The organism is Curtobacterium sp. BH-2-1-1 (assembly GCF_001806325.1).
Taxonomy (GTDB): Bacteria; Actinomycetota; Actinomycetes; order Actinomycetales; family Microbacteriaceae; genus Curtobacterium.
This window is the reverse complement of record NZ_CP017580.1, coordinates 3462028-3481753: the sequence shown is the minus strand read 5'-3', so window position 1 is coordinate 3481753 and position 19726 is coordinate 3462028. Positions and strand designations below refer to the sequence as shown.

Genomic DNA, 19726 nt, shown 5'->3' with positions numbered 1-19726 from the left:
GGCGGCACCGCCGCCAGGACGGGCTGTGGAGAACGTGACGAGCGCGGCGGACGGGTGTCGCGCCTCCCGTCCGACGGTCCAGGAGGCGCGACCCGCCTCCGCCACGTCGGTGCGGCTGGTCGGTACGGCTAGTCGCCGCTCGCGTCGCCGTCGGTGCGGCGGTCCGCCAGGAAGCGTTCCAGCTCCGCGGCGATCGCGTCCGCAGTGGGGACCTGCCCGTCGACGCCGGTGAGCGGCGACGCGATCGGGTTGCCCTCCATGTAGGTGTCGTGCCGTTCCTCGAGCACCCCGACCAGACGCTGCAGCTCCTCGTTGCCGGCGACCTGCTCGTCGACGCGGGTGCGGAACTCGCGTCCCTCTTCGCGCAGCTCGTCGGAGGGGAAGATGAGGCCGGTGGCGGCGGAGATGCCGGAGAGCGCGGCGACGGCAGCGTCGGGGAACTCGGTGTCGGACAGGTAGTGCGGGACGAGCAGGACGAGTCCGGTGACCTGTTCGCCGAGCTCGGACAGCCGGTGCTCGACGAGGTGCAGGACGTTCGCGGGCGCCTGGGTCTCGGGCTTCCAGACGCTCATCTGCTCGACGAGGTCGGCGCGCGTGCCGGAGACGGTGAGGCTGATCGGGCGCGTGTGCGGGACGGGCATCGGGATCGACTGGACCCAGGTGGTGTCGGCGACCCGGAGCTGGGCGGCGAGGTCGGTGACCGCGCGGACGAACCGGTTCCACTGGAAGTCCGGCTCGTACCCGGAGAGGAAGAGGAACGGCTGGCCGATCTCGTCGCGCACGAGGTGCAGCCGGAGCCGCGGGGGCTCGACGGCGGCGATGTGGTCGTGCTCGAAGGTGATCACCGGGCGGCGTGCACGCCAGTCGAGCAGGACGTCCGGGTCGAACTCGGCGACGAGCTCCGTCTCGAGGTCGTCCAGGACGGCGGTCGTCACCTGCGCCACGGCCGAGCCGGCGTCGGCGAACCCGGTGAGTCCGGCGACCAGGTGCAGCCCCTCGGGGACGGACGGCGCGTCCTCGGCGAAGGTGTAGAGCTCCTCGGGGTGGTTCACCGTCCCCATGCTAGGCGGGGAGCCGGTGTCCCCCGGTGCCGGGCGACCACGCCGACAGCGAACACCTGCTGGATAGGGTTGGGGCATGGTCCGACCGACGCTCTCCACTGACTCCTCCGCTCCCGCCTCGATCTCCGCCGACGTCCTCGTGCTCGGTGTCCGGCCCGGTTCCGACGGCGCTCCCGCGACCATCGCGACGCCCGCCACGACGCCGTTCTCCGCGCTCGACGGCATCGACCTCGCCGCCATCGGTGCGACCGGTGCGAAGGACCAGCTCGTGCGCATCCCCGCCGTCGGTGTCGACGCGCAGGGCATCGCGCTCATCGGGCTCGGCTCCGGCACCGATGCAGCGGCACTCCGCTCGGCCGCCGGCAGCGCGGTCCGCCAGCTCCCCCTCGCGTCGTCGATCGTCCTCGCGCTACCGACCGACACGACCGAGCTCGTCGACGCCGCGCTCGAGGGTGCCGCGCTCGGCGCCTACTCGTTCACCCGGCACAAGGGCGCCGGCACGACCGGTCCCGCCCGCGGGGACCAGCAGGTGACCGTGCTGGCACCCTCCGCCGCGGCCGACGCCACCGTCCGCCCGGCGATCGTCGCCGACGCCGCCACGCTCGTGCGCGACCTCGTCAACACCGCTGCCGGTGACCTCGGCCCGGCGGACGTCGCCGACGTCGCCCGTGCGCAGGCCGAGGGGCTCCCCCTCACCGTCGAGGTCCTCGACGAGACCGCGCTCGAGGAGCAGGGATTCGGCGGCATCCTCGGTGTCGGTCGCGGCTCAGAGCGCCCGCCGCGGCTCGTCGTCGTCCGGTACGCGCCGGAGTCCGCGACGAAGCACCTCGCACTCGTCGGCAAGGGCATCACGTTCGACTCGGGTGGTCTCTCGCTCAAGCCGGCTGCCTCCATGCTCGGCATGAAGACCGACATGACGGGTGCCGCCACCGTCCTCGCCGCGACCGTCGCCGCCGCGCGTCTCGGACTCGACGTCCGCGTCACGGCGTGGCTGTGCCTGGCGGAGAACATGCCCTCCGGCTCGGCGACGCGCCCCGGCGACGTCCTCACGCTGAAGAACGGCAAGACCGTCGAGGTCACGAACACCGACGCCGAGGGCCGACTCGTCCTGGGTGACGGCATGGCCGCCGCGTCGCTCGAGCAGCCCGACGCCATCGTCGACGTCGCGACGCTGACCGGGGCGCAGGTCGTCGCGCTCGGCGACCGCACCACCGGACTCATGGGCAGCGACGACCTCGTCGCGCAGGTCCGCGCGGTCGCCGGGGCCGTGGCGGAGCCGATCTGGCCGATGCCGCTCCCCGAGGAGCTCGACGCCCGACTCGCGAGCGAGGTCGCCGACATGGTCAACGCCACCGTCGGCAACCCGGCGGGCGGCATGCTCCTCGCGGGCAAGTTCCTCGAGCGCTTCGTCGGCGAGGGCATCCCGTGGGCGCACCTCGACATCGCCGGTCCGTCGGAGAACAAGGGCGGCGGCTACGGGTGGCTCGGCAAGGGCGCGACCGGCGCCATGGTCCGGACGCTCATCTCGCTCGCAGAAGAGCTCCAGGCCAAGTAGTAGGTTTGACTCCGGCGGGACGGCGCGCTCGACGCGCCCCCGCCGGAAACCAACGGGACGGGACCGGAACCATGCGGTCCGACCGTCGGACGCCGCCGCCGCGGTGTCCAGTGGGGCCCGATCGGTCCCGACACGCACGAGGGAGTTGCACCAGGTGACGGAACAGACTTACGACGTCGTGGTCCTCGGTGGCGGCAGTGGTGGCTACGCCGCTGCGCTCCGGGCCGCCGAGCTCGGCATGAGCGTCGCGCTCATCGAGGGAGACAAGCTCGGGGGGACGTGTCTGCACCGCGGCTGCATCCCGACGAAGGCGCTGCTGCACGCAGCCGAGGTCGCCGACGCGACGCGCGACGCCGAGAAGTACGGCGTCATCGCCGAGTTCGCCGGTGTCGAGGTCCCGAAGGTCATCGAGTACCAGCAGGGCGTCATCTCGTCGAAGTACAAGGGCCTCCAGGGGCTCATCAAGGCACGCGGGATCACCGTCGTCGAGGGCTGGGGCCGCCTCACCTCGCAGAACACCGTGCAGGTCGGCGACCAGACCGTGACCGGCAAGAACATCGTGCTCGCGACCGGCTCCTACTCGAAGTCGCTCCCCGGCCTCGAGATCGGTGGTCGCGTGATCACCTCCGAGACCGCCCTGCGCATGGACTACGTGCCGAACAAGGTCGTCATCCTCGGTGGTGGCGTCATCGGCGTCGAGTTCGCCAGCGTCTGGAAGTCCTTCGGTGCCGAGGTGACGATCGTCGAGGCGCTCCCCCACCTCGTCCCGGCCGAGGACGAGTCGATGTCGAAGCAGCTCGAGCGCGCGTTCCGCAAGCGCGGCATCGAGTTCTCGCTCGGTGTCCGGTTCCAGGGCGTCGAGCAGCACGAGAACGGCGTGGTCGTCACGCTCGAGGACGGCAAGACCTTCGACGGCGACATCCTGCTCGTCGCGGTCGGCCGTGGCCCCGTGACGCAGAACGTCGGCTACGACGAGGTCGGCGTCGCGATGGACCGCGGGTTCGTCACGACGAACGAGCGCCTCGCCACGAACATCCCGAACGTGTACGCCGTCGGCGACATCGTTCCGGGCCTGCAGCTCGCGCACCGCGGCTTCCAGCAGGGCATCTTCGTCGCCGAGGAGATCGCCGGGCTCAACCCGGTCATCATCGAGGACAAGAACATCCCGAAGATCACGTACTCCGACCCCGAGGTCGCATCGGTCGGTCTCTCGCAGGCCAAGGCCGAAGAGCAGTACGGCGCCGACAAGGTGGACTCGTACGAGTACAACCTCGCCGGCAACGGCAAGAGCCACATCATCGGCACGTCCGGTTCGGTCAAGGTCGTCCGTGTGGTCGACGGCCCCGTCGTCGGCGTCAGCATGATCGGCGCCCGGGTCGGCGAGCTCATCGGCGAGGCACAGCTCGCCGTGAACTGGGAGGCCTACCCCGAGGACGTCGCGCCGCTCGTCCACGCGCACCCGACGCAGAACGAGGCACTCGGCGAGGCGTTCCTGCACCTCGCGGGGAAGCCGCTGCACGCACTGTGAACACCATGACCACCACCACGAACCACCCCTGCGAAGAGGAGTCCACCCGATGAGCGAATCCGTCAACCTCCCGGCGCTCGGCGAGAGCGTCACCGAGGGCACGGTGACCCGATGGCTGAAGAACGTCGGTGACCGGGTCGAGGTCGACGAGCCGCTGCTCGAGGTCTCGACCGACAAGGTCGACACCGAGATCCCGTCGCCGATCGCCGGCGTCGTGGAGGAGATCCTCGTGCAGGAGGACGAAACCGTCGAGGTCGGCACCGCGCTGGTGAAGATCGGCGACGGGTCGTCCGACGGTGGTTCCTCCGACGGTGGCTCCACCGAGTCGGACGAGCCCTCGAACGAGGCCGCCGCCGACGCCGAGGAGCCCGAGGCCGCTCCGAGCACCGAGCAAGAGTCCGAGACCCCTGCCCCGGAGCCGACCGAGCCCGAGCCGGCCCCCGCAGGTCAGACGCAGCCCGCCGCGCCGCAGGCCCCGGCGGCACCGCCCGCCGCTGCTCCGGTGCCGCAGGCCGCTCCGGTCCCGCCGCCCGCCGCTGCCCCGCCGGCAGCGGTCCCGGCTCCGGCCGCCGCTCCGGCTCCGGCTGCCGCCTCGGGTGGCTCGGCCGCCAGCGCCTCGGTGCCGAACCCGACGCAGGACGCCTCGGCCTCCGGCTACGTCACCCCGCTCGTGCGCAAGCTCGCGAACGAGCAGGGTGTCGACCTCTCGACCGTCACCGGCTCCGGCGTCGGCGGACGCATCCGCAAGGAAGACGTCCTCGCCGCTGCCGAAGCCGCTGCGAAGGCCCCGGCTGCCGGTGGCTCCGCCGCTGCGGCCCCGGCCGGTCCGTTCGTTGCCGAGGTGTCGCCGCTGCGTGGCACCCGCGAGAAGATGACCCGCCTCCGCAAGGTCGTCGCCGAGCGCGCCGTGCAGTCGATGACCTCGACCGCGCAGCTCACCAGCGTCGTCGAGGTGGACGTGACGAAGGTCGCGCAGTTCCGTGACGCGCACAAGGCCGAGTTCCTCGAGAAGACCGGTTCGAAGCTCTCCTTCATGCCGTTCTTCGCCCTCGCGGCGTCCGAGGCGCTCAAGGCGCACCCGAAGATCAACTCGACCGTCGAGGGCGAGGAGATCGTCTACCCGGAGACCGAGAACGTCTCCATCGCGGTGGACACCGAGCGCGGCCTGCTCACCCCGGTGATCAAGGACGCGGCGTCGCTCAACCTGGCGCAGTTCTCGCAGTCGATCGCGGACCTCGCCGAGCGCACCCGCAACAACCAGCTCAAGCCGGACGAGCTCGCGGGAGGCACGTTCACGCTGACGAACACCGGTTCGCGTGGCGCGCTGTTCGACACCCCCGTGGTGTTCCTGCCGCAGTCGGCGATCCTCGGCACGGGCATCGTGACGAAGCGTCCGGCGGTCGTGAAGGTCGACGGGCAAGAGGCCATCGCGATCCGTTCGTTCGTCTACCTCGCGCTGTCGTACGACCACCGGATCATCGACGGCGCCGACGCGTCGCGCTACCTCGTCGCGGTGAAGAACCGCCTCGAGGAGGGCAACTTCGGCCCGAACCTCGGGTACTGAGCCCAGCGCTCGTCGTACTCCGGACGGCCCCGATCCCACCGTGGATCGGGGCCGTTCCCGGTTGCCGGCGTGTTCAGCCGATCGTGAAGACCACCGCCGCGGTCAGCCCCGCCGCCACCACGACCCCCACCAGCGCGCGTCGGAGCGGCAGCCGTCTCCCACCGCCGATGGGGAGGCCGTGCTCGACGACCCCGCGCAGCGCCGTCTCGAGGGAACCAGCCGGCCGCGGTGGCATCGCCGTGCGCTCGGGCAGCCCGACGAGCAGGTCGTCCGACGGCCGTTCCCAGCGGATCGGGCGCGGCGCCGCGGCCGCGCGGACCACCGCCAACGCCGCACGCACCGCCGTCGTGTCGCCGTCGAGGGCCTCGGCGAGGGCACCATCGACGGCCGGACGGTCCGGCGCGCGTGCGTCGGTGCGCTCCCACACCAGCCGGGCCGCGAGGACCAGGACCCTCGCGCCGCTCTGGTCGGACCGACGGACGCCGTCCGACCCGGGTGGCCGGTCGCACAGCACGACCGCACCGGCATCGTCCACCAGGACGTCGTCGAGCCCCGCGGAACCGATCTGCACCGCGCCCGACCGTTCGGTCACCGCGAGCTCGAGCAACGGCACGGTGAGCGTCACGGCGACACCGGTGGTCGGCGTGCCGAGGGTGTCGAGTGCCGCGGACAGCACCGTCCCCGCGGGACGGAGGACGTCGACGGCGAGCCGTCCGTCCGCCAGTCGGCCGACGTCGACGACCGGCACGAGGTGCCGTGCCGAGGGATCCGGGGCGACGGCGGCGCGGTCGGCGACCCAGGCGAGCAACGGCTGCTCGTCGTCCACCGCGTGCCACCGGACGTGATCGGAGAGCGTCTGCATGCGGACAGCCTGGCCAGGCCCGACCGGCCTCCGGCGGACGGGACGCCGTCCTGTGGAGAACGCTGTTCGCCCACAGCCAGAGCATCGACGGTCCTCGGAAGTCGGGACAGGCCGTATCCTGGTCGCATGGCACACAGCAGTTCTCAAGGTACGACGGCGAAGGAGCCGGGTCGTCTCAAGCAGATGTACCAGGTCTTCACGATGACCCGTCGGGCGGACCCAAGCTCCGTCTGGTGGTTCGCCCTGGCGTTCGTCGTCCCGGTGGTGCTGGGCGTCCTGCTCGCCCTGCTGCTGCCCGGGCAGAACTGGCTCGCGATCATCCTCTGGATCGTGGCCGGCGTGCTGCTGGGTGTGCTGCTCTTCCTGATCGTCCTCGGTCGGCTGGCCGAACGTGCCGCCTACTCGCAGATCGAGGGGCAGCCCGGTGCCGTCGGTGCCGTGCTGTCGAACTCGCTCCGCCGTCAGTGGCGCTCGAGCGAGATGCCGGTCGCGGTGCACGGTCGTTCGCAGGCCGCTGTCTACCGGGCCGTCGGCACCCCGGGTGTCGTGCTCATCACCGAGGGTCAGCGCGGCAACCTCAACCGCCAGGTCGACGAGGAGCGCCGCAAGGTCCAGCGCATCGTCCCGAACGTCCCGGTGCACGTCGTGCACGTGGCCAGTGGCAAGGACGGCGACGGTGACGACTCCGTGACGCTGCACAAGCTCCCCCGTGCCATGAACAAGTTCAAGAAGGCGCTCAACCGGAACGAGGTCCTGGCGGTCGCGAACCGGCTCGACTCCCTCACGCAGAGCCCGGCCGCGGCGATCCCGAAGGGGATGGACCCGATGCGGGCCCGCGCGGGACGTCCGCGCTGACGGACTCCCCCACAGACGACGAACGCCCCCGACCGTGCCAGGTCGGGGGCGTTCTGCGTCGGCGGGCGCGGGGCGGGGGCGCAGGTGCGGGGTGCGCGTCGCACCGTGCGAGGTCCGCGCTGCAGCGTGCGAGGTTCCGCGCACCGTGGGACGGCCGGTGGCTGCCACCGAGAACGGAGCCTCGCACCGAGCGACACCGAGCTGCACCGCGCAGCCGGGAGCGGCACCGAGCGGCCCCGGCCGCAGCCCCCTCAGCGCCGCACCAACACCGTCCCCGCGATCCGGTCGTGCGCCCCACGACTGTCGCGGTCGATGATCAGCGCCGGTACGACCAGGCACAGCAGCACCGTCCGCACCACCGGCCGCCAGACCCCGACGTACCCGCCGCGCATCGGCACCACCCGGAGCCCGACGCACACGTGCCCGAACGACCCCGACAGCAGGCAGATGAACAGGATCTGCAGCACGGCGAAGATCGCGATCTGGATCCACGAGTGTGCGATGTCCCCCGAGCCGTTCACGGGCGACCACACCCCGGTGACGTACGCCACGAGGTCGGCCAGCGCACCGTCGATCAGCAGGGCCACGATCCGGCGGCCGATCCGCCCGACGCTGCGGGGCCCCTCTTCTGGCAGACCGAGGTCTTTGCCCGGCCAGCCGTCGGGATGCCCCGATCCCCCGGAGGACGACGCGGACGACGAACTGGTGCTGCGGGCCATGGTCCCAGCGTAGGCGAACGGGTCGACGTAACACGCACGAAACAATCCAGTCATGTCCGGGAAACTCGGTGTCAATAGCCTCGTCGGAGGGTGCCGAGATGGACCCTCCGACATCACCCAACCCATTGGAGATCGGCCCACATGTTCAGCGATTCCTCCGAGGTCCTGGCCTTCATCAAGGACACCGACGTCAAGTTCCTCGACATCCGGTTCACGGACCTGCCGGGTGTGCAGCAGCACTTCAACATCCCGGCCTCCACCGTCGACGAGGACTTCTTCTCGGTCGGCCAGCTCTTCGACGGCTCCTCGATCCGCGGCTTCGCGTCGATCCACGAGTCCGACATGCAGCTCATCCCCGACGTGACGACGGCGTACATCGACCAGTTCCGCGCCGAGCGCACGCTGATCATGATCTTCGACATCTACAACCCGCGGAACGGCGAGATCTACGGCCGTGACCCGCGTCAGGTCGCCAAGAAGGCGGAGAAGTACCTCGCGTCGACGGGCATCGCGGACACCGCGTTCTTCGCCCCCGAGGCCGAGTTCTACATCTTCGACGACGTCCGCTACTCGGTCACCCAGAACAAGTCGTTCTACTCGGTCGACTCCGAAGAGGGCGCCTGGAACACCGGTCGCGAGGAAGAGGGCGGCAACCTCGCCAACAAGACCCCCTACAAGGGCGGCTACTTCCCCGTGTCGCCGGTCGACAAGACGGCCGACCTCCGCGACGACATCACCCTCAAGCTGATCGAGGCGGGCTTCGAGCTCGAGCGCTCGCACCACGAGGTGGGCACCGGCGGCCAGCAGGAGATCAACTACAAGTTCGACACGATGGTCCACGCCGCGGACGACATCCTGAAGTTCAAGTACATCGTCAAGAACACCGCCGACCAGTGGGGCAAGGTCGCCACGTTCATGCCGAAGCCGCTCTTCGGTGACAACGGTTCGGGCATGCACACCCACCAGTCCCTCTGGAGCGACGGCAAGCCGCTGTTCTACGACGAGAACGGCTACGGCGGCCTGTCCGACCTCGCCCGCTGGTACATCGGTGGCATCCTCAAGCACGCCCCGGCGCTGCTCGCCTTCACGAACCCGTCGATCAACTCGTACCACCGTCTGGTGAAGGGCTTCGAGGCCCCGGTCAACCTGGTCTACTCGGCCGGCAACCGCTCCGCCGCGATCCGCATCCCGATCACGGGTACGAACCCCAAGGCCAAGCGCATCGAGTTCCGCGCGCCGGACGCCTCGGGCAACCCGTACCTCGCGTTCGCCGCGCAGCTGATGGCGGGCCTCGACGGCATCCAGAACCGCATCGAGCCGCACGAGCCGGTCGACAAGGACCTCTACGAGCTCCCGCCGGAAGAGGCGAAGGGCATCCCCCAGGTCCCCGGCTCCCTCGACGAGGCGCTCGAGGCGCTCGAGGCGGACCACGAGTTCCTCACGAAGGGCAACGTCTTCACCGAGGACCTCATCCAGACCTGGATCGACTACAAGCGCGAGAACGAGATCCTCCCGCTCGCGCAGCGCCCGCACCCGTTCGAGTACGAGCTCTACTTCGGCGTCTGACACGCACCGCACCACGAACGCCCCCGCACCGGTCCTCCGGTGCGGGGGCGTTCCGCTGTGCCGACCCTCGCCTGCGAGCCCGGCCACCGGGTGGGAACGTGCCTGCCTGGAGGCGCGGCACACGCCCGGCGGGCCGGCACCGCGCCTCCAGGCGGTCGCCTCGCACGTTCCTTCCCACGACACGCGCGCTGCCATGACGAATCGGGCGTACCTGGTCGGAAGTTCCGACCAGGTACGCCCGTTTCGACCAGGTGCGCCCGAACGCGCCGGGCACACGAGAACGGGGCCCGTGCCGCCCCGGCACAGACCCCGCTTCGCGTCCGGGTGACTACCGCGCGGTGGCCACCGCGTCGTTCGTCCCCGCAGCGACGCTCACGGGTGCACCCGTGACCGGAGTGGGCCGTCCCAGGGAACGGACGGTCCAACCCGCCTTGACCCAGTCGGCGACCGGGAGGCAGTTGCGGGCGTCGATCACCGTGCGACGCCCCACGATCGAGGCGAGCGCCGCGGGATCGGCGGCGATGACCTCGTCCCACTCGGTGAGGACGAGCACGACGTCGGCGTCCTCGATCGCACCCTCCATCGACGACGAGTAGGTGAGCGTCGGGAAGGAGCGGCGGGCGGTCTCCATCGCCTCCGGGTCCCACAGGGTGACCTGGGCGCCGCGGAGGTGCAGCGCAGCGGCGACGTTGAGCGCCGGCGAGTCGCGGACGTCGTCGGTGAGGGGCTTGAACGCCGCCCCGACCACGGCCACGCGACGGTTCAGCACGGAGCCGCCGAGCGCGTCGATCGTCATGTCGATGACGCGCTCGCGCTGCCCCATGTTGATCTCGTCGACCTGCTGCATGAGGCCGACGACACGACCGGCACCGAGCTCGTTCGCGCGGTGCATGAGCGCCCGGATGTCCTTCGGCAGGCAGCCACCGCCGAAGCCGAGGCCGGCGTTCAGGAACTTGCGGCCGATGCGGGCGTCGTGCCCGAGGGCGTCGGCCAGGGTGGACACGTCCGCACCGGTGATCGCGCACATCTCGGAGATCGCGTTGATGAACGAGATCTTCGTGGCGAGGAACGCGTTCGCGCTGACCTTGACGAGCTCCGCCGTGGCGAGGTCGGTCGTGATGACCGGGGTGCCCTCGGCGATGGGTGCGGCGTAGACCTCGCGGATCACGGCGTCGGCCGACGCGGAGGCACCGCCCCAGACGAGCCGGTCCGGGTGCAGCGTGTCGTCGACGGCCTTGCCCTCGCGCAGGAACTCGGGGTTCCAGATGAGCTCGGCGTCGATGCCCGACGGGGTGAACTCGCGGACGATGCCGCGGAGCCGCTCGGCCGTGCCCACCGGGACCGTCGATTTGCCGACGATGAGGCCGGGGTGCGTCAGGTTCTCGGCGACACCGCGGGTGGCGTTCTCGACGTAGGTGAGGTTGGCGGCGTGCGACCCGGCGCGCTGCGGCGTCCCGACGCAGACGAAGTGGACGTCGGCCGCGGCCACGGCCTCGGGCAGCGACGCCGTGAAGCGGAGCTTGCCGCTGGCGACGTGCTTCGTGATGAGCTCCGGCAGGCCGGGCTCGTAGAACGGGACCTCGCCGGCTGACAGGGCCGCGAGCTTGGCGGGATCGACGTCCACACCGATGGTCTCGAAGCCCATCTCGGCCATGGCGGCCGCGTGGGTGGCACCGAGGTAGCCGGTGCCGATGACGCTGATGACGGGTGCCGGACGGGAGTCTGCGGTCTTCTTCTGAGCGGTCACTGCTTGACCTCCTGCAGGTCGTAGTCGGTGTCGGTGCGCGAGATGCCGGCCACGAAGGCCTGGAGGCTGTCGGCGCGGGAGTTGAGTCGCCAGTCGTTCGTGGTGCGGACGCCGTCCACGACCGTGGTCGCGGTCTCGCTGAAGTACGAGAAGCCGATGACGTCGTCGTTGGCCGGTTCCGCGAGGCCGTCGAAGAGCGAGGTGATCCACTTCGCCTTCTGCCCGTTGGTCACGCTCGTCCCGGTCTCGGTCGCACCGATCTCGCTGAGGAGGATCTTCTTGTCCGGCGCGATCTGGCGGAGCTGGGCGAGGGTCTTGCCGAACGTGTTGTCGAAGGTCGGCGACTCCGAGGCGGTGCGGTAGTACCCGCTCATCCCGACCCAGTCGACGTACTTCGACTCCGGGTAGTACTCACGCAGGTAGTCGAGCTGCATGTACTTGTCGTTGCCGAGCTTGTCGATGCGGCTCGGCGCCCAGTTCCAGATGACGTACTTGTTCGCGCCGCTGGCCTGGAAGACGTCGTGCACGTGCTGCCACATCGCCACGTAGGACCCGGCCGCGTTCTGCTGTGCCGTCCCCTCGGACCAGTTGTACCAGGAGCCGTTCATCTCGTGGTCGAGCCGGATGACCATCGGCTGCCCGTTCGCCGCGAGGGCCTTCGCGTACTTCGTGAGGTAGGCGTCGAACTTGCCCGAGACGATGTCCTCGTTCGTGTACCCGGGGACGTACTTCGCGTCGTTGCCCGTCTTGGCGGGTGCGGACTCCCAGGTCATGAGCGGCAGGCGGCCGTTCGCCCACGCGCGCTGGACGGCGGTGGCGTTGAAGTCCTGGTCGAAGCCCTGGAAGAAGCCGACCATGTTCGTGGCCTTGCCGACCTGCTGCGAGACCTCGTCGTACTCCGCCCAGTTGAAGGGCGACTGCGCGGTGTAGAGGCCGTACCAGCGAGCCGGCTGCGCCATGATCTGCGCCTTGGTGGGGACGGAGATCGGGGTCGTGCCGGGGTCCTTCGAGGGGCCGCCGTTCGGGTTCGTGACGCCGTGGTTGCCGGAGCCGGAACCGTTGCCGGAGCCACCGGAGCCGCTGCCCGAACCGGAGCCACCGGAGCCACTGCCGGAACCGGAGCCGCCGGAGCCGCTGGAACCGCTGCCGGAACCGTCGCCCGACCCTCCCGAACCCGACGCGCCGTCACCGGACCGTGCCCCGGCGGCCTTGGCGGCCCCGAGGTCCGACTGCAGCGACGCGATCTGCGCCTTGAGCTCGGCGATCTGGTCGGCACGCGAGCCGGACTGCGCGGTCGAGGAGTCGAGCTTGCCCTCGAGCGCCCAGATCTTCTCCTGGGCGGCCGTGAGCTTCGTCTGGAGCTCGGCCGCCGAGATCTTCTTCTTCGGCGGCGTCACACCGAGCGCCTGGTGGACCGCGGTGGACACCGAGCCCGCCGGGGACACCCAGACGTTCCAGGTGATGAGTCCGAGGACGAGGACGATGGCGGTGGTCCCGACCGCGGTGAGTCGTGCGTGCTTGCTGGACTGGGCCCACCAGGCACCTGAGGAGCGGATGAGGTCAGACAATGAGGAAGGCCTCCAGGGCGAAGATCGCGAAGCCGATGCAGTACGGGATCGCGGCGTACGGGTTGTACCGACGGACGCGTGCCGGGGCGGGGGCCGCCGCGGTCGCCGACTGCGACTGCGCTGCAGTGGCTGCCGAGCGGCGGGTCGCGAGCACCGTCGCGGTGGAGTTGGTGGTGGCGTCCGGGCCGAACAGGTCGTCGAACGCCCGGTCCACGGCGCGCTGGTCGTCGCCGTAGCCGGCTCCGCCGGCCGGGGCCGGGGCAGCCGCGTCGATCGGGCTCACCGGGGTCTGGGTGGCGACGGCCGAGGGCTGCACCGCGTCCGCGGGGTCCTCCTCCATCGGTCCACCGGCGTAGGCACCGGCACGGGTCCCCCAGCCGGACGCGTGCGCCAGGCGGAAGAAGCCGATGAGCCGGATCGGCATGAGGAAGAACGTCGACACGATGATGAACATCGGCAGGCGGAAGAAGTCGCTCGGCTTCTCGGCGAGGTGCCGCATCTGCCGGATCGCCATGCTGAGCACCGACGAGACGACCATGAGGGCCGCGACGTACACGAAGCCGGTGGAGAAGCCGTACTGCTGCAGGATCCCCTGGTAGAGGTTCTCGCCCTGGCCGGTGAAGGCGCGGTAGATCCAGCCGGCGATCACGCCGAACAGCATGAACGGCAGGATGATGTCGGTGAGGAAGAACACCGCGAGGATCGGCGCGTGGCCGAGCATCCACGGGAGCATCCGGAGCGTGTTGTACTGCGAACCACGGGCCCAGCGGAGCTGCTGCTTGAACAGCTTCTTCACCTGCAGCGGAGCGTCCGTGTAGACCAGCGAGGTGTACTGGTAGACGGTCCGGTACCCCTCCTTGAGCGTGAGGTTCGTCAGCGTCCGGTCGTCGGACACCTCGAGGAACACGCCCATGAACTTCTCGTGCATGAAGCGGTCCATGACGCGCACGAGGATGTCGCGGCGGAAGGCGATCGTGCGCCCGGGCAGGCAGCCGATCTGGCCGAGGACGCTCTGCGCGGGCATCGAGTACAGCGCGCGGGAGTTCTCCAGCCAGTCCGCCCAGCGGGTGATCCAGCTGCGCGTCGGCTCGAGGATGCGCTGGCGCGTCGTCACGCCACCGACCGAGGCGTCCGCGAACGGCTTGAGCAGCTCGTCGAGGGTGCCGGGCGTCCACACCGTGTCCGAGTCGACGAGCACGGTGATGTCGCCGTTGGACATCTCGGTGCCGACCTTGACGGCGTTGCGCTTGCCCGGGATGGGCGTGTGCGTCCAGCGGACGAGTGGGGCGAACTCGTCACAGACCGCTTCGAGGGCCTCGTTGCGGGCGCCGTTGATGACGACGATGATCTCGCCGGGACGCTGCTCGACCATGCGGCCGATCACGTCGCGGAAGAGGTCGAGCGGTTCGTCCACGACGGGGACGACGACGCTCGTGGTGCCGGTGTAGGTGCCGGTGTAGGGGCGGTAGCGGGCGGACAGGATGACCTTGAGCAGCCAGAGCAACCAGATCACCGCGGAGTACACGGCGAACAGGTAGAACTCGGGGTGCCCTTCGACCATCTGCCTGATCTGCAGAATGAAGGTGAACATCGATCCCTGCTTCAACGTTCGAGGTGGAGATTCCGCGTCGTTGGGGAATCAGGGCCGGTTCGGGTGACCCCATTGATGCAGAACCGTGACCCGGTGCGCAACGCGACCCCCGACCGGGGGCGTTACGGGCACGTTACGGGGTACACCACGGTCCCCCTCCGCGTGTGGTCATCGTGTCCGCACTGGTGCTGACAGCACTCCGGTGGACCGCGTTCACCCTGCCACTCACCCTGTACGGGTGGTGGACGGCCCAGGAGGCGCGGCTCGACCCCCAGTGAAAGCCCTGTTCAGGTCATGGTCGCCGGGCGCGCCGCGAGCAGCTCCGGCCGTCGCCTCGCGTCGACGTGCCCAGCAGGATCACATCCCGGTAACGGACGCCTGACCTCGACCAGCCGGGGTACAGGCAGATGTCGAACGGGGGACGCTGCACGTTACGGGGAATTCACTTCCGAGGACGTGTCAACTCGCTGCGAAACACGTCGGTCCGGGCGTGTCGCGACGGGCATCAGGCGCCGTAGAACTCGCGCTCGAAGACCTGACGTGCCCGGCGGGTGACCCCGAGGTAGTCCTCCTCGAGTTCCGAGGCGGACCCCGGCGGGTACTCCATCAGGCGTGCGATGCCCTCGAGCTGCACCCGGTCGACGGGCAGCACGTCGGTGGTCTTGCCCGACCAGAGCACGAGCGCGCTCCGCGTCCGCGAGGCGAAGCGCCAGGCGGCACCGAGACGCTCGGCGTCGTCGGGGGCGACGAGTCCGGCGTCGCGGGCGGCGTCGAGCGCCTCGAGCGTGGACGTCGTCCGGAGGCCGGGGATCGTCAGCGCGTGCTGCAGCTGGAGGAGCTGGACGAACCACTCCACGTCGCTCAGGGAACCGCGGCCGAGCTTGAGGTGCCGGGCGGGATCCGCACCGCGCGGGAGGCGTTCGGACTCGACGCGGGCCTTGATGCGCCGGACCTCGCGCACCTGCTGGTCGTCGATGTGCTCCGGGTAGCGCGTGCGGTCGGCGAGGTGCTCGAAGTCACGCAGGAGCTGCGCGTCCCCGACCGCCCCGCGGGCCCGGAGCAACGCCTGGGCCTCCCACGTGAGCGACCAGCGGGCGTAGTACGCGCCGTAGGAGTCGAGCGTGCGCACCACGGGGCCGTTCTTGCCCTCGGGGCGGAGGTCGATGTCGAGGTCGAGAGGGTGGATCGCGTCGTCGGTCAAGCGGGCGAGCTCCCGCACGATGGTCTGCGCCGCTCGCGAGGCCTGCTCGGACGGGACGTCCTCGGTCGCCCGGTACACGTAGAGGACGTCGGCGTCCGAACCGAAGCCGAGCTCACGGCCGCCGTACCGCCCCATCGCGATGACGCCGAACTCCAGGCCTGCCGGGGCGTCCCGTCGCGCGAGCGTGAGGGCACCGGCCAGGGTCGATTCCGTGACGTCGCTCAACGCCGGGCCGAGGGCATCGACGTCGAGGTGTCCGAGGACGGCGGCCATGCCGAGCCGGAGCGTCTCACGCCGGCGGGCGGACCGGACCAGGGCGGCCGCGCCGTCCACGTCGTCCCCGTGCCGTGCCGTCGTCGCCGTGACCTCGGCGAGCAGCGACTCGATCGGCCGGGGGCGCAGCAGCGCCTCCGGTTCGTCGAGCCAGGCCACCGCCTCGGGGAAGCGTTCGAGCAGCCCGGACAGGAACGCCGACTCCGAGAGCACGGTGGTGAGCGAGTGCGCCGCGCCGGAGGAGTCCCGGAGCATGCGGAGGAACCAGCTCGACTCCCCCAGGGTGTCGCTCAGCCGGCGGAAGGCCAGGAGCGCTCGGTCCGGTGCCGGTCCCTCGGCCATCCAGCGCAGGAGCACCGGCAGGAGGTTCCGCTGGATCGCCGCCCGGCGGCTCGTGCCCTGCGTCAGGGCCCGGATGTGGCCGAGTGCCCCGGCGGGGTCCGCGAAGCCGATGGCACCGAGCCGGTCGACCGCCTGGTCGCTGGTGAGCACGATGTCGCCGTCGCTCGCGGCCACCGCGGAGAGGAGCGGTCGGTAGAACAGGCGCTCGTGCAGGCCGCGGACCTCGAGCTTCACGGCACGCCACCGTGTCTCGAGCGCGGCAGCGGACCGTGCGAGACCGCTCGACCGTGCGAGGACCCGGAGCTCGTCCTCGTCGGAGGGCATGAGGTGGGTGCGCTGCAGGCGGCGGAGCTGGATGCGGTGTTCGAGCAGGCGGAGCAGGGCGTAGTCCGGCCCGAAGCGGGCGGCCTCGGCACGGCCGACGTAGCCGGCGTCGGTGAGCGCGTCCATCGCCTCGAGCGTGGACCGGACCCGCACGGTCTCGTCGTCGCGGCCGTGCACGAGCTGCAGCAGCTGCACGGTGAACTCGACGTCGCGCAGACCGCCCGGCCCGAGCTTGAGCTGCCGGTCGACCTCGTCGTCGGGGATGTTGTCGGTGACCCGCTGCCGCATGCGCTGCACGGACTCGACGAACCCCGGTCGTTGCGCGGACGTCCACACGAAGCCGGCGACCGCGGTGGCGTAGCGCTCCCCCAGGTCGGCCGACCCGGCGATCGGCCGCGCCTTGAGCAGGGCCTGGAACTCCCACTCCTTCGCCCAGCGCTCGTAGTACGCCACGTGGGAGTCGAGCGTCCGGACGAGTGCGCCGTCCTTGCCCTCCGGCCGGAGGTTCGCGTCGACCTCCCACAGCGCCGGTTCGGCCGCGAGGTCGGTGATGGCGTGCGTGGCCGCGATCGCCAGCCGCGTGGCGATGAGCACGGCACGGTCGGTCCCCACGCCCGTACCGGCCTCGTCGTCGCGGGTCGGCTCGGTCACGAAGATGACGTCGACGTCGCTGACGTAGTTGAGTTCGCGGGCGCCGGCCTTGCCCATCGCGATGACGGCGAGCGGCGTCGCCTCGACGTCGGCCGCGGGGAACGGGACCTCGCGCCGGGCGACGTCCACCGCGGCCTCGAGCGCGGCACCGGCGAGGTCGGCCAGACCGGCCGCGACGGCGGGGAAGGCCTCGGTCGGCGCGGCGTTCAGGACGTCGAACAGCGCGATCTGGGCCAGGTGCCGGCGGTAGCGCACCCGGAGCCGGAGCCGGGCGTCCTCGCCCGTGGCACCGTCGATCGCGGCGAGCAACGAGTCGGTGTACTCCTGCTGCGACCACGGCGCCGTCACGGGCGCCAGGAGCAGGTCGATCTCCGCCGGACGGCGGTGCAGGAACTCACCGAGCCCGACCGACGCCCCGAGGAGCCGCACGAGCCGTTCGGTGGCGGCGTCGTCCGCGAGGACCGGACGCAGTTCGTCCGGCGCGCGCTCGAGCAGCCGCTCGAGCGCGCGGAGTGCGCCGTCGGGATCGGCGGTGGACTCCCACAGTGCCGGGGACCCGCTCACCGGAACCTGCAGGTCGGGGCCGGACCGCGCCTCCAGGTCGGCGATGCGTTCCAGGCTCTCCGACAGCTCCGCGAAGCCCAGGCGGGCCAACTCGGAACGCGACGTCGTCGTCCGACCGGTCATGTGGTGCGTGTCCCCGGTGCCGTCAGAGCGCGCCGAGGTTCGTGTCGAGCTCGAACGGCGTGACCTGGTCGCGGTAGGCCTTCCACTCCTGGCGCTTGTTCAGCAGCACGAAGTTGAAGACCTGCTCGCCGAGCGTCTCCGCCACGAGCTCCGAGTCCTCCATGAGGCTCAGCGCGTGGTCGAGGCTCGCCGGCAGCTGGCTGTACCCGAGGGCACGGCGCTCGGAGTCGGACAGGCTCCAGACGTTGTCCTCGGCCTCCGGCGGCAGCTCGTAGCCCTCGTCGATGCCCTTGAGCCCCGCGGCCAGCAGCAGCGAGTACGCGAGGTACGGGTTCGCCGCCGAGTCGATGCCGCGGTACTCGATGCGGGCGGACTGGCCCTTGTTCGGCTTGTACAGCGGGACGCGCACGAGGGCCGAGCGGTTGTTGTGGCCCCAGGTCACGAACGACGGGGCCTCGTCACCGCCCCAGAGGCGCTTGTACGAGTTCACGAACTGGTTCGTGACCGCGGTGATCTCCGGCGCGTGCTTGAGGACACCGGCGATGAAGTGCTTCGCCGTGTCGGACAGCTGGTACTGGCCACCCGCCTCGTAGAAGGCGTTCTGGTCGCCCTCGAACAGCGACACGTGCGTGTGCATGCCCGAGCCCGGCTGGCCGGAGATCGGCTTCGGCATGAACGTCGCGTAGACGCCCTGCTCGATCGCGACCTCTTTCACGACGGTGCGGAACGTCATGATGTTGTCCGCCATCGTCAGTGCATCGGCGTAGCGGAGGTCGATCTCGTTCTGGCCGGGGCCGGCCTCGTGGTGGGAGAACTCCACCGAGATGCCGAGGTCCTCGAGCATCCGGACGGACCGGCGACGGAAGTCGTGCGCGCTGCCGCCGGGGACGTTGTCGAAGTAGCCGGCACGGTCGACGGGCTGCGGGCCGCCGTCCTTCCAGTCGCGGCTCTTCAGCAGGTAGAACTCGATCTCGGGGTGCGTGTAGAACGTGAAGCCGCGCTCGCTCGCCTTCGCCAGCGTGCGCTTGAGCACGTTGCGCGGGTCGGCGACGGCGGGCTGACCGTCCGGCGTCGTGATGTCGCAGAACATCCGCGCGGTCGGGTCGATCTCGCCGCGCCACGGGAGGATCTGGAACGTCGACGGGTCCGGGTGGGCCAGGACGTCCGCCTCGTACGAGCGCGTGAGGCCCTCGATCGCGGAGCCGTCGAACCCGATGCCCTCGGCGAACGCGCCCTCGACCTCGGCCGGGGCGATCGCCACGGACTTCAGGGTCCCGATGACGTCCGTGAACCAGAGTCGGATGAACTTGATGCCCCGCTCCTCGATGGTGCGGAGCACGAAGTCCGTCTGCTTGTCCATTGACGCCCTTTCCGTGGTGCAGCTGGTCCAGCTGGGAGTCTCAGCCTATTGGTCTTCGTCGTCCCAACGCTCGTTGTTCGCCTTGATCCGGTCCAGGGCGTGTTGCGCTTCCTCACGCGAGGCGAACGGGCCGATCCGGTCGCGCTGCGGCGACTGCGGGCCCTGCTCGACGGCGTGCGTCTTCTCGTTGAACCACCACTGGGACTCGATGCGTTCGTCACTCATGCCGCCACCGTACCCAGGTGGGGCGGCGGCGGTGCGGGCGCGCCGCG

General features: G+C 70.5%; 14 protein-coding genes. 5 read left to right on the top strand and 9 right to left on the bottom strand.

Features of this window, described 5'->3' with window-relative positions; genetic code table 11:
* Positions 1-128 precede the first annotated feature (128 nt).
* Positions 129-1061 carry a proteasome assembly chaperone family protein gene (locus BJK06_RS16490; RefSeq protein ID WP_070418794.1) on the bottom strand — a complete coding sequence of 311 codons (933 nt, stop codon included), beginning with the start codon at positions 1059-1061 and terminating at the stop codon, positions 129-131.
* A gap of 76 nt (positions 1062-1137) precedes the next feature.
* Between BJK06_RS16490 and BJK06_RS16485 the strand changes: the two genes are divergently transcribed.
* The 3 genes from BJK06_RS16485 (at position 1138) to sucB (ending at position 5708) form a co-directional block, all read left to right on the top strand.
* On the top strand, positions 1138-2616 hold the full coding sequence (locus BJK06_RS16485; protein ID WP_070418793.1) for a leucyl aminopeptidase: 1479 nt from the start codon (positions 1138-1140) through the stop codon (positions 2614-2616).
* A gap of 154 nt (positions 2617-2770) precedes the next feature.
* On the top strand, positions 2771-4144 hold the full coding sequence (gene lpdA / locus BJK06_RS16480; protein ID WP_070418792.1) for a dihydrolipoyl dehydrogenase: 1374 nt from the start codon (positions 2771-2773) through the stop codon (positions 4142-4144).
* 49 nt (positions 4145-4193) lie between these two features.
* Positions 4194-5708, top strand: coding sequence for a 2-oxoglutarate dehydrogenase, E2 component, dihydrolipoamide succinyltransferase (sucB, locus tag BJK06_RS16475; RefSeq protein WP_070418791.1), 1515 nt, complete (start codon positions 4194-4196; stop codon positions 5706-5708).
* A 73-nt stretch (positions 5709-5781) separates the two neighbouring features.
* On the opposite strand, the gene BJK06_RS16470 is transcribed toward sucB, so the two are convergent.
* The gene (locus BJK06_RS16470; protein WP_070418790.1) at positions 5782-6570 is read right to left on the bottom strand and encodes a hypothetical protein; all 789 of its coding nucleotides are present in this window, start codon (positions 6568-6570) and stop codon (positions 5782-5784) included.
* Between the two features lie 126 nt (positions 6571-6696).
* On the opposite strand from BJK06_RS16470, the gene BJK06_RS16465 reads away from it, so the two are divergent.
* A complete protein-coding gene (locus tag BJK06_RS16465; RefSeq protein ID WP_070418789.1) occupies positions 6697-7425 on the top strand; it encodes a DUF4191 family protein in 729 nt (242 codons plus the stop codon).
* 251 nt (positions 7426-7676) lie between these two features.
* Here the strand turns inward: BJK06_RS16465 and BJK06_RS16460 are convergent, their stop codons facing one another.
* Entirely contained in the window at positions 7677-8144 is a 468-nt protein-coding gene (locus tag BJK06_RS16460) for an RDD family protein (RefSeq protein ID WP_070418788.1), read from the bottom strand.
* A 141-nt stretch (positions 8145-8285) separates the two neighbouring features.
* Here BJK06_RS16460 and glnA (BJK06_RS16455) point away from each other — a divergent pair, with 141 nt between their 5' ends.
* Positions 8286-9710, top strand: a complete 1425-nt coding sequence (glnA, locus tag BJK06_RS16455) for a type I glutamate--ammonia ligase (protein WP_070418787.1) — start codon at positions 8286-8288, stop codon at positions 9708-9710.
* A gap of 328 nt (positions 9711-10038) precedes the next feature.
* Here the strand turns inward: glnA (BJK06_RS16455) and BJK06_RS16450 are convergent, their stop codons facing one another.
* The 6 genes from BJK06_RS16450 to BJK06_RS16425 all read right to left on the bottom strand — a co-directional run bounded on the left by BJK06_RS16450 (position 10039) and on the right by BJK06_RS16425 (position 19679).
* On the bottom strand, positions 10039-11457 hold the full coding sequence (locus BJK06_RS16450; RefSeq protein WP_070418786.1) for a UDP-glucose/GDP-mannose dehydrogenase family protein: 1419 nt from the start codon (positions 11455-11457) through the stop codon (positions 10039-10041).
* The gene (locus BJK06_RS16445) at positions 11454-13025 is read right to left on the bottom strand and encodes a glycoside hydrolase family 26 protein (RefSeq protein WP_070418785.1); all 1572 of its coding nucleotides are present in this window, start codon (positions 13023-13025) and stop codon (positions 11454-11456) included. The genes BJK06_RS16450 and BJK06_RS16445 overlap by 4 nt, the downstream gene beginning before the upstream one ends.
* Positions 13018-14616 (bottom strand): glycosyltransferase family 2 protein, encoded by a 1599-nt coding sequence (locus tag BJK06_RS16440; protein ID WP_070418784.1) that lies wholly within the window; start codon positions 14614-14616, stop codon positions 13018-13020. Before BJK06_RS16440 ends, BJK06_RS16445 begins: the two co-directional genes overlap by 8 nt.
* A gap of 505 nt (positions 14617-15121) precedes the next feature.
* Positions 15122-18094, bottom strand: a complete 2973-nt coding sequence (locus BJK06_RS16435) for a bifunctional [glutamine synthetase] adenylyltransferase/[glutamine synthetase]-adenylyl-L-tyrosine phosphorylase (protein WP_070418783.1) — start codon at positions 18092-18094, stop codon at positions 15122-15124.
* Positions 18095-18116: 22 nt separating this feature from the next.
* Positions 18117-19454: a type I glutamate--ammonia ligase gene (glnA, locus tag BJK06_RS16430; protein ID WP_070418782.1), complete on the bottom strand. Its 1338-nt coding sequence runs from the start codon at positions 19452-19454 to the stop codon at positions 18117-18119.
* Between the two features lie 45 nt (positions 19455-19499).
* Entirely contained in the window at positions 19500-19679 is a 180-nt protein-coding gene (locus BJK06_RS16425) for an SPOR domain-containing protein (protein WP_070418781.1), read from the bottom strand.
* Positions 19680-19726 lie beyond the last annotated feature (47 nt).

Bases quoted from the DNA above. Each gene is read 5' to 3' on its own strand.
- BJK06_RS16465 (WP_070418789.1), top strand. From the start codon at position 6,697: ATGGCACACAGCAGTTCTCAAGGTACGACGGCGAAGGAGCCGGGTCGT.
- sucB (WP_070418791.1), top strand. From the start codon at position 4,194: ATGAGCGAATCCGTCAACCTCCCGGCGCTCGGCGAGAGCGTCACCGAG.
- BJK06_RS16460 (WP_070418788.1), bottom strand. From the start codon at position 8,144: ATGGCCCGCAGCACCAGTTCGTCGTCCGCGTCGTCCTCCGGGGGATCG.
- BJK06_RS16425 (WP_070418781.1), bottom strand. From the start codon at position 19,679: ATGAGTGACGAACGCATCGAGTCCCAGTGGTGGTTCAACGAGAAGACG.
- BJK06_RS16485 (WP_070418793.1), top strand. From the start codon at position 1,138: ATGGTCCGACCGACGCTCTCCACTGACTCCTCCGCTCCCGCCTCGATC.
- BJK06_RS16440 (WP_070418784.1), bottom strand. From the start codon at position 14,616: ATGTTCACCTTCATTCTGCAGATCAGGCAGATGGTCGAAGGGCACCCC.
- glnA (WP_070418782.1), bottom strand. From the start codon at position 19,454: ATGGACAAGCAGACGGACTTCGTGCTCCGCACCATCGAGGAGCGGGGC.
- glnA (WP_070418787.1), top strand. From the start codon at position 8,286: ATGTTCAGCGATTCCTCCGAGGTCCTGGCCTTCATCAAGGACACCGAC.
- BJK06_RS16435 (WP_070418783.1), bottom strand. From the start codon at position 18,094: ATGACCGGTCGGACGACGACGTCGCGTTCCGAGTTGGCCCGCCTGGGC.
- BJK06_RS16470 (WP_070418790.1), bottom strand. From the start codon at position 6,570: ATGCAGACGCTCTCCGATCACGTCCGGTGGCACGCGGTGGACGACGAG.
- BJK06_RS16490 (WP_070418794.1), bottom strand. From the start codon at position 1,061: ATGGGGACGGTGAACCACCCCGAGGAGCTCTACACCTTCGCCGAGGAC.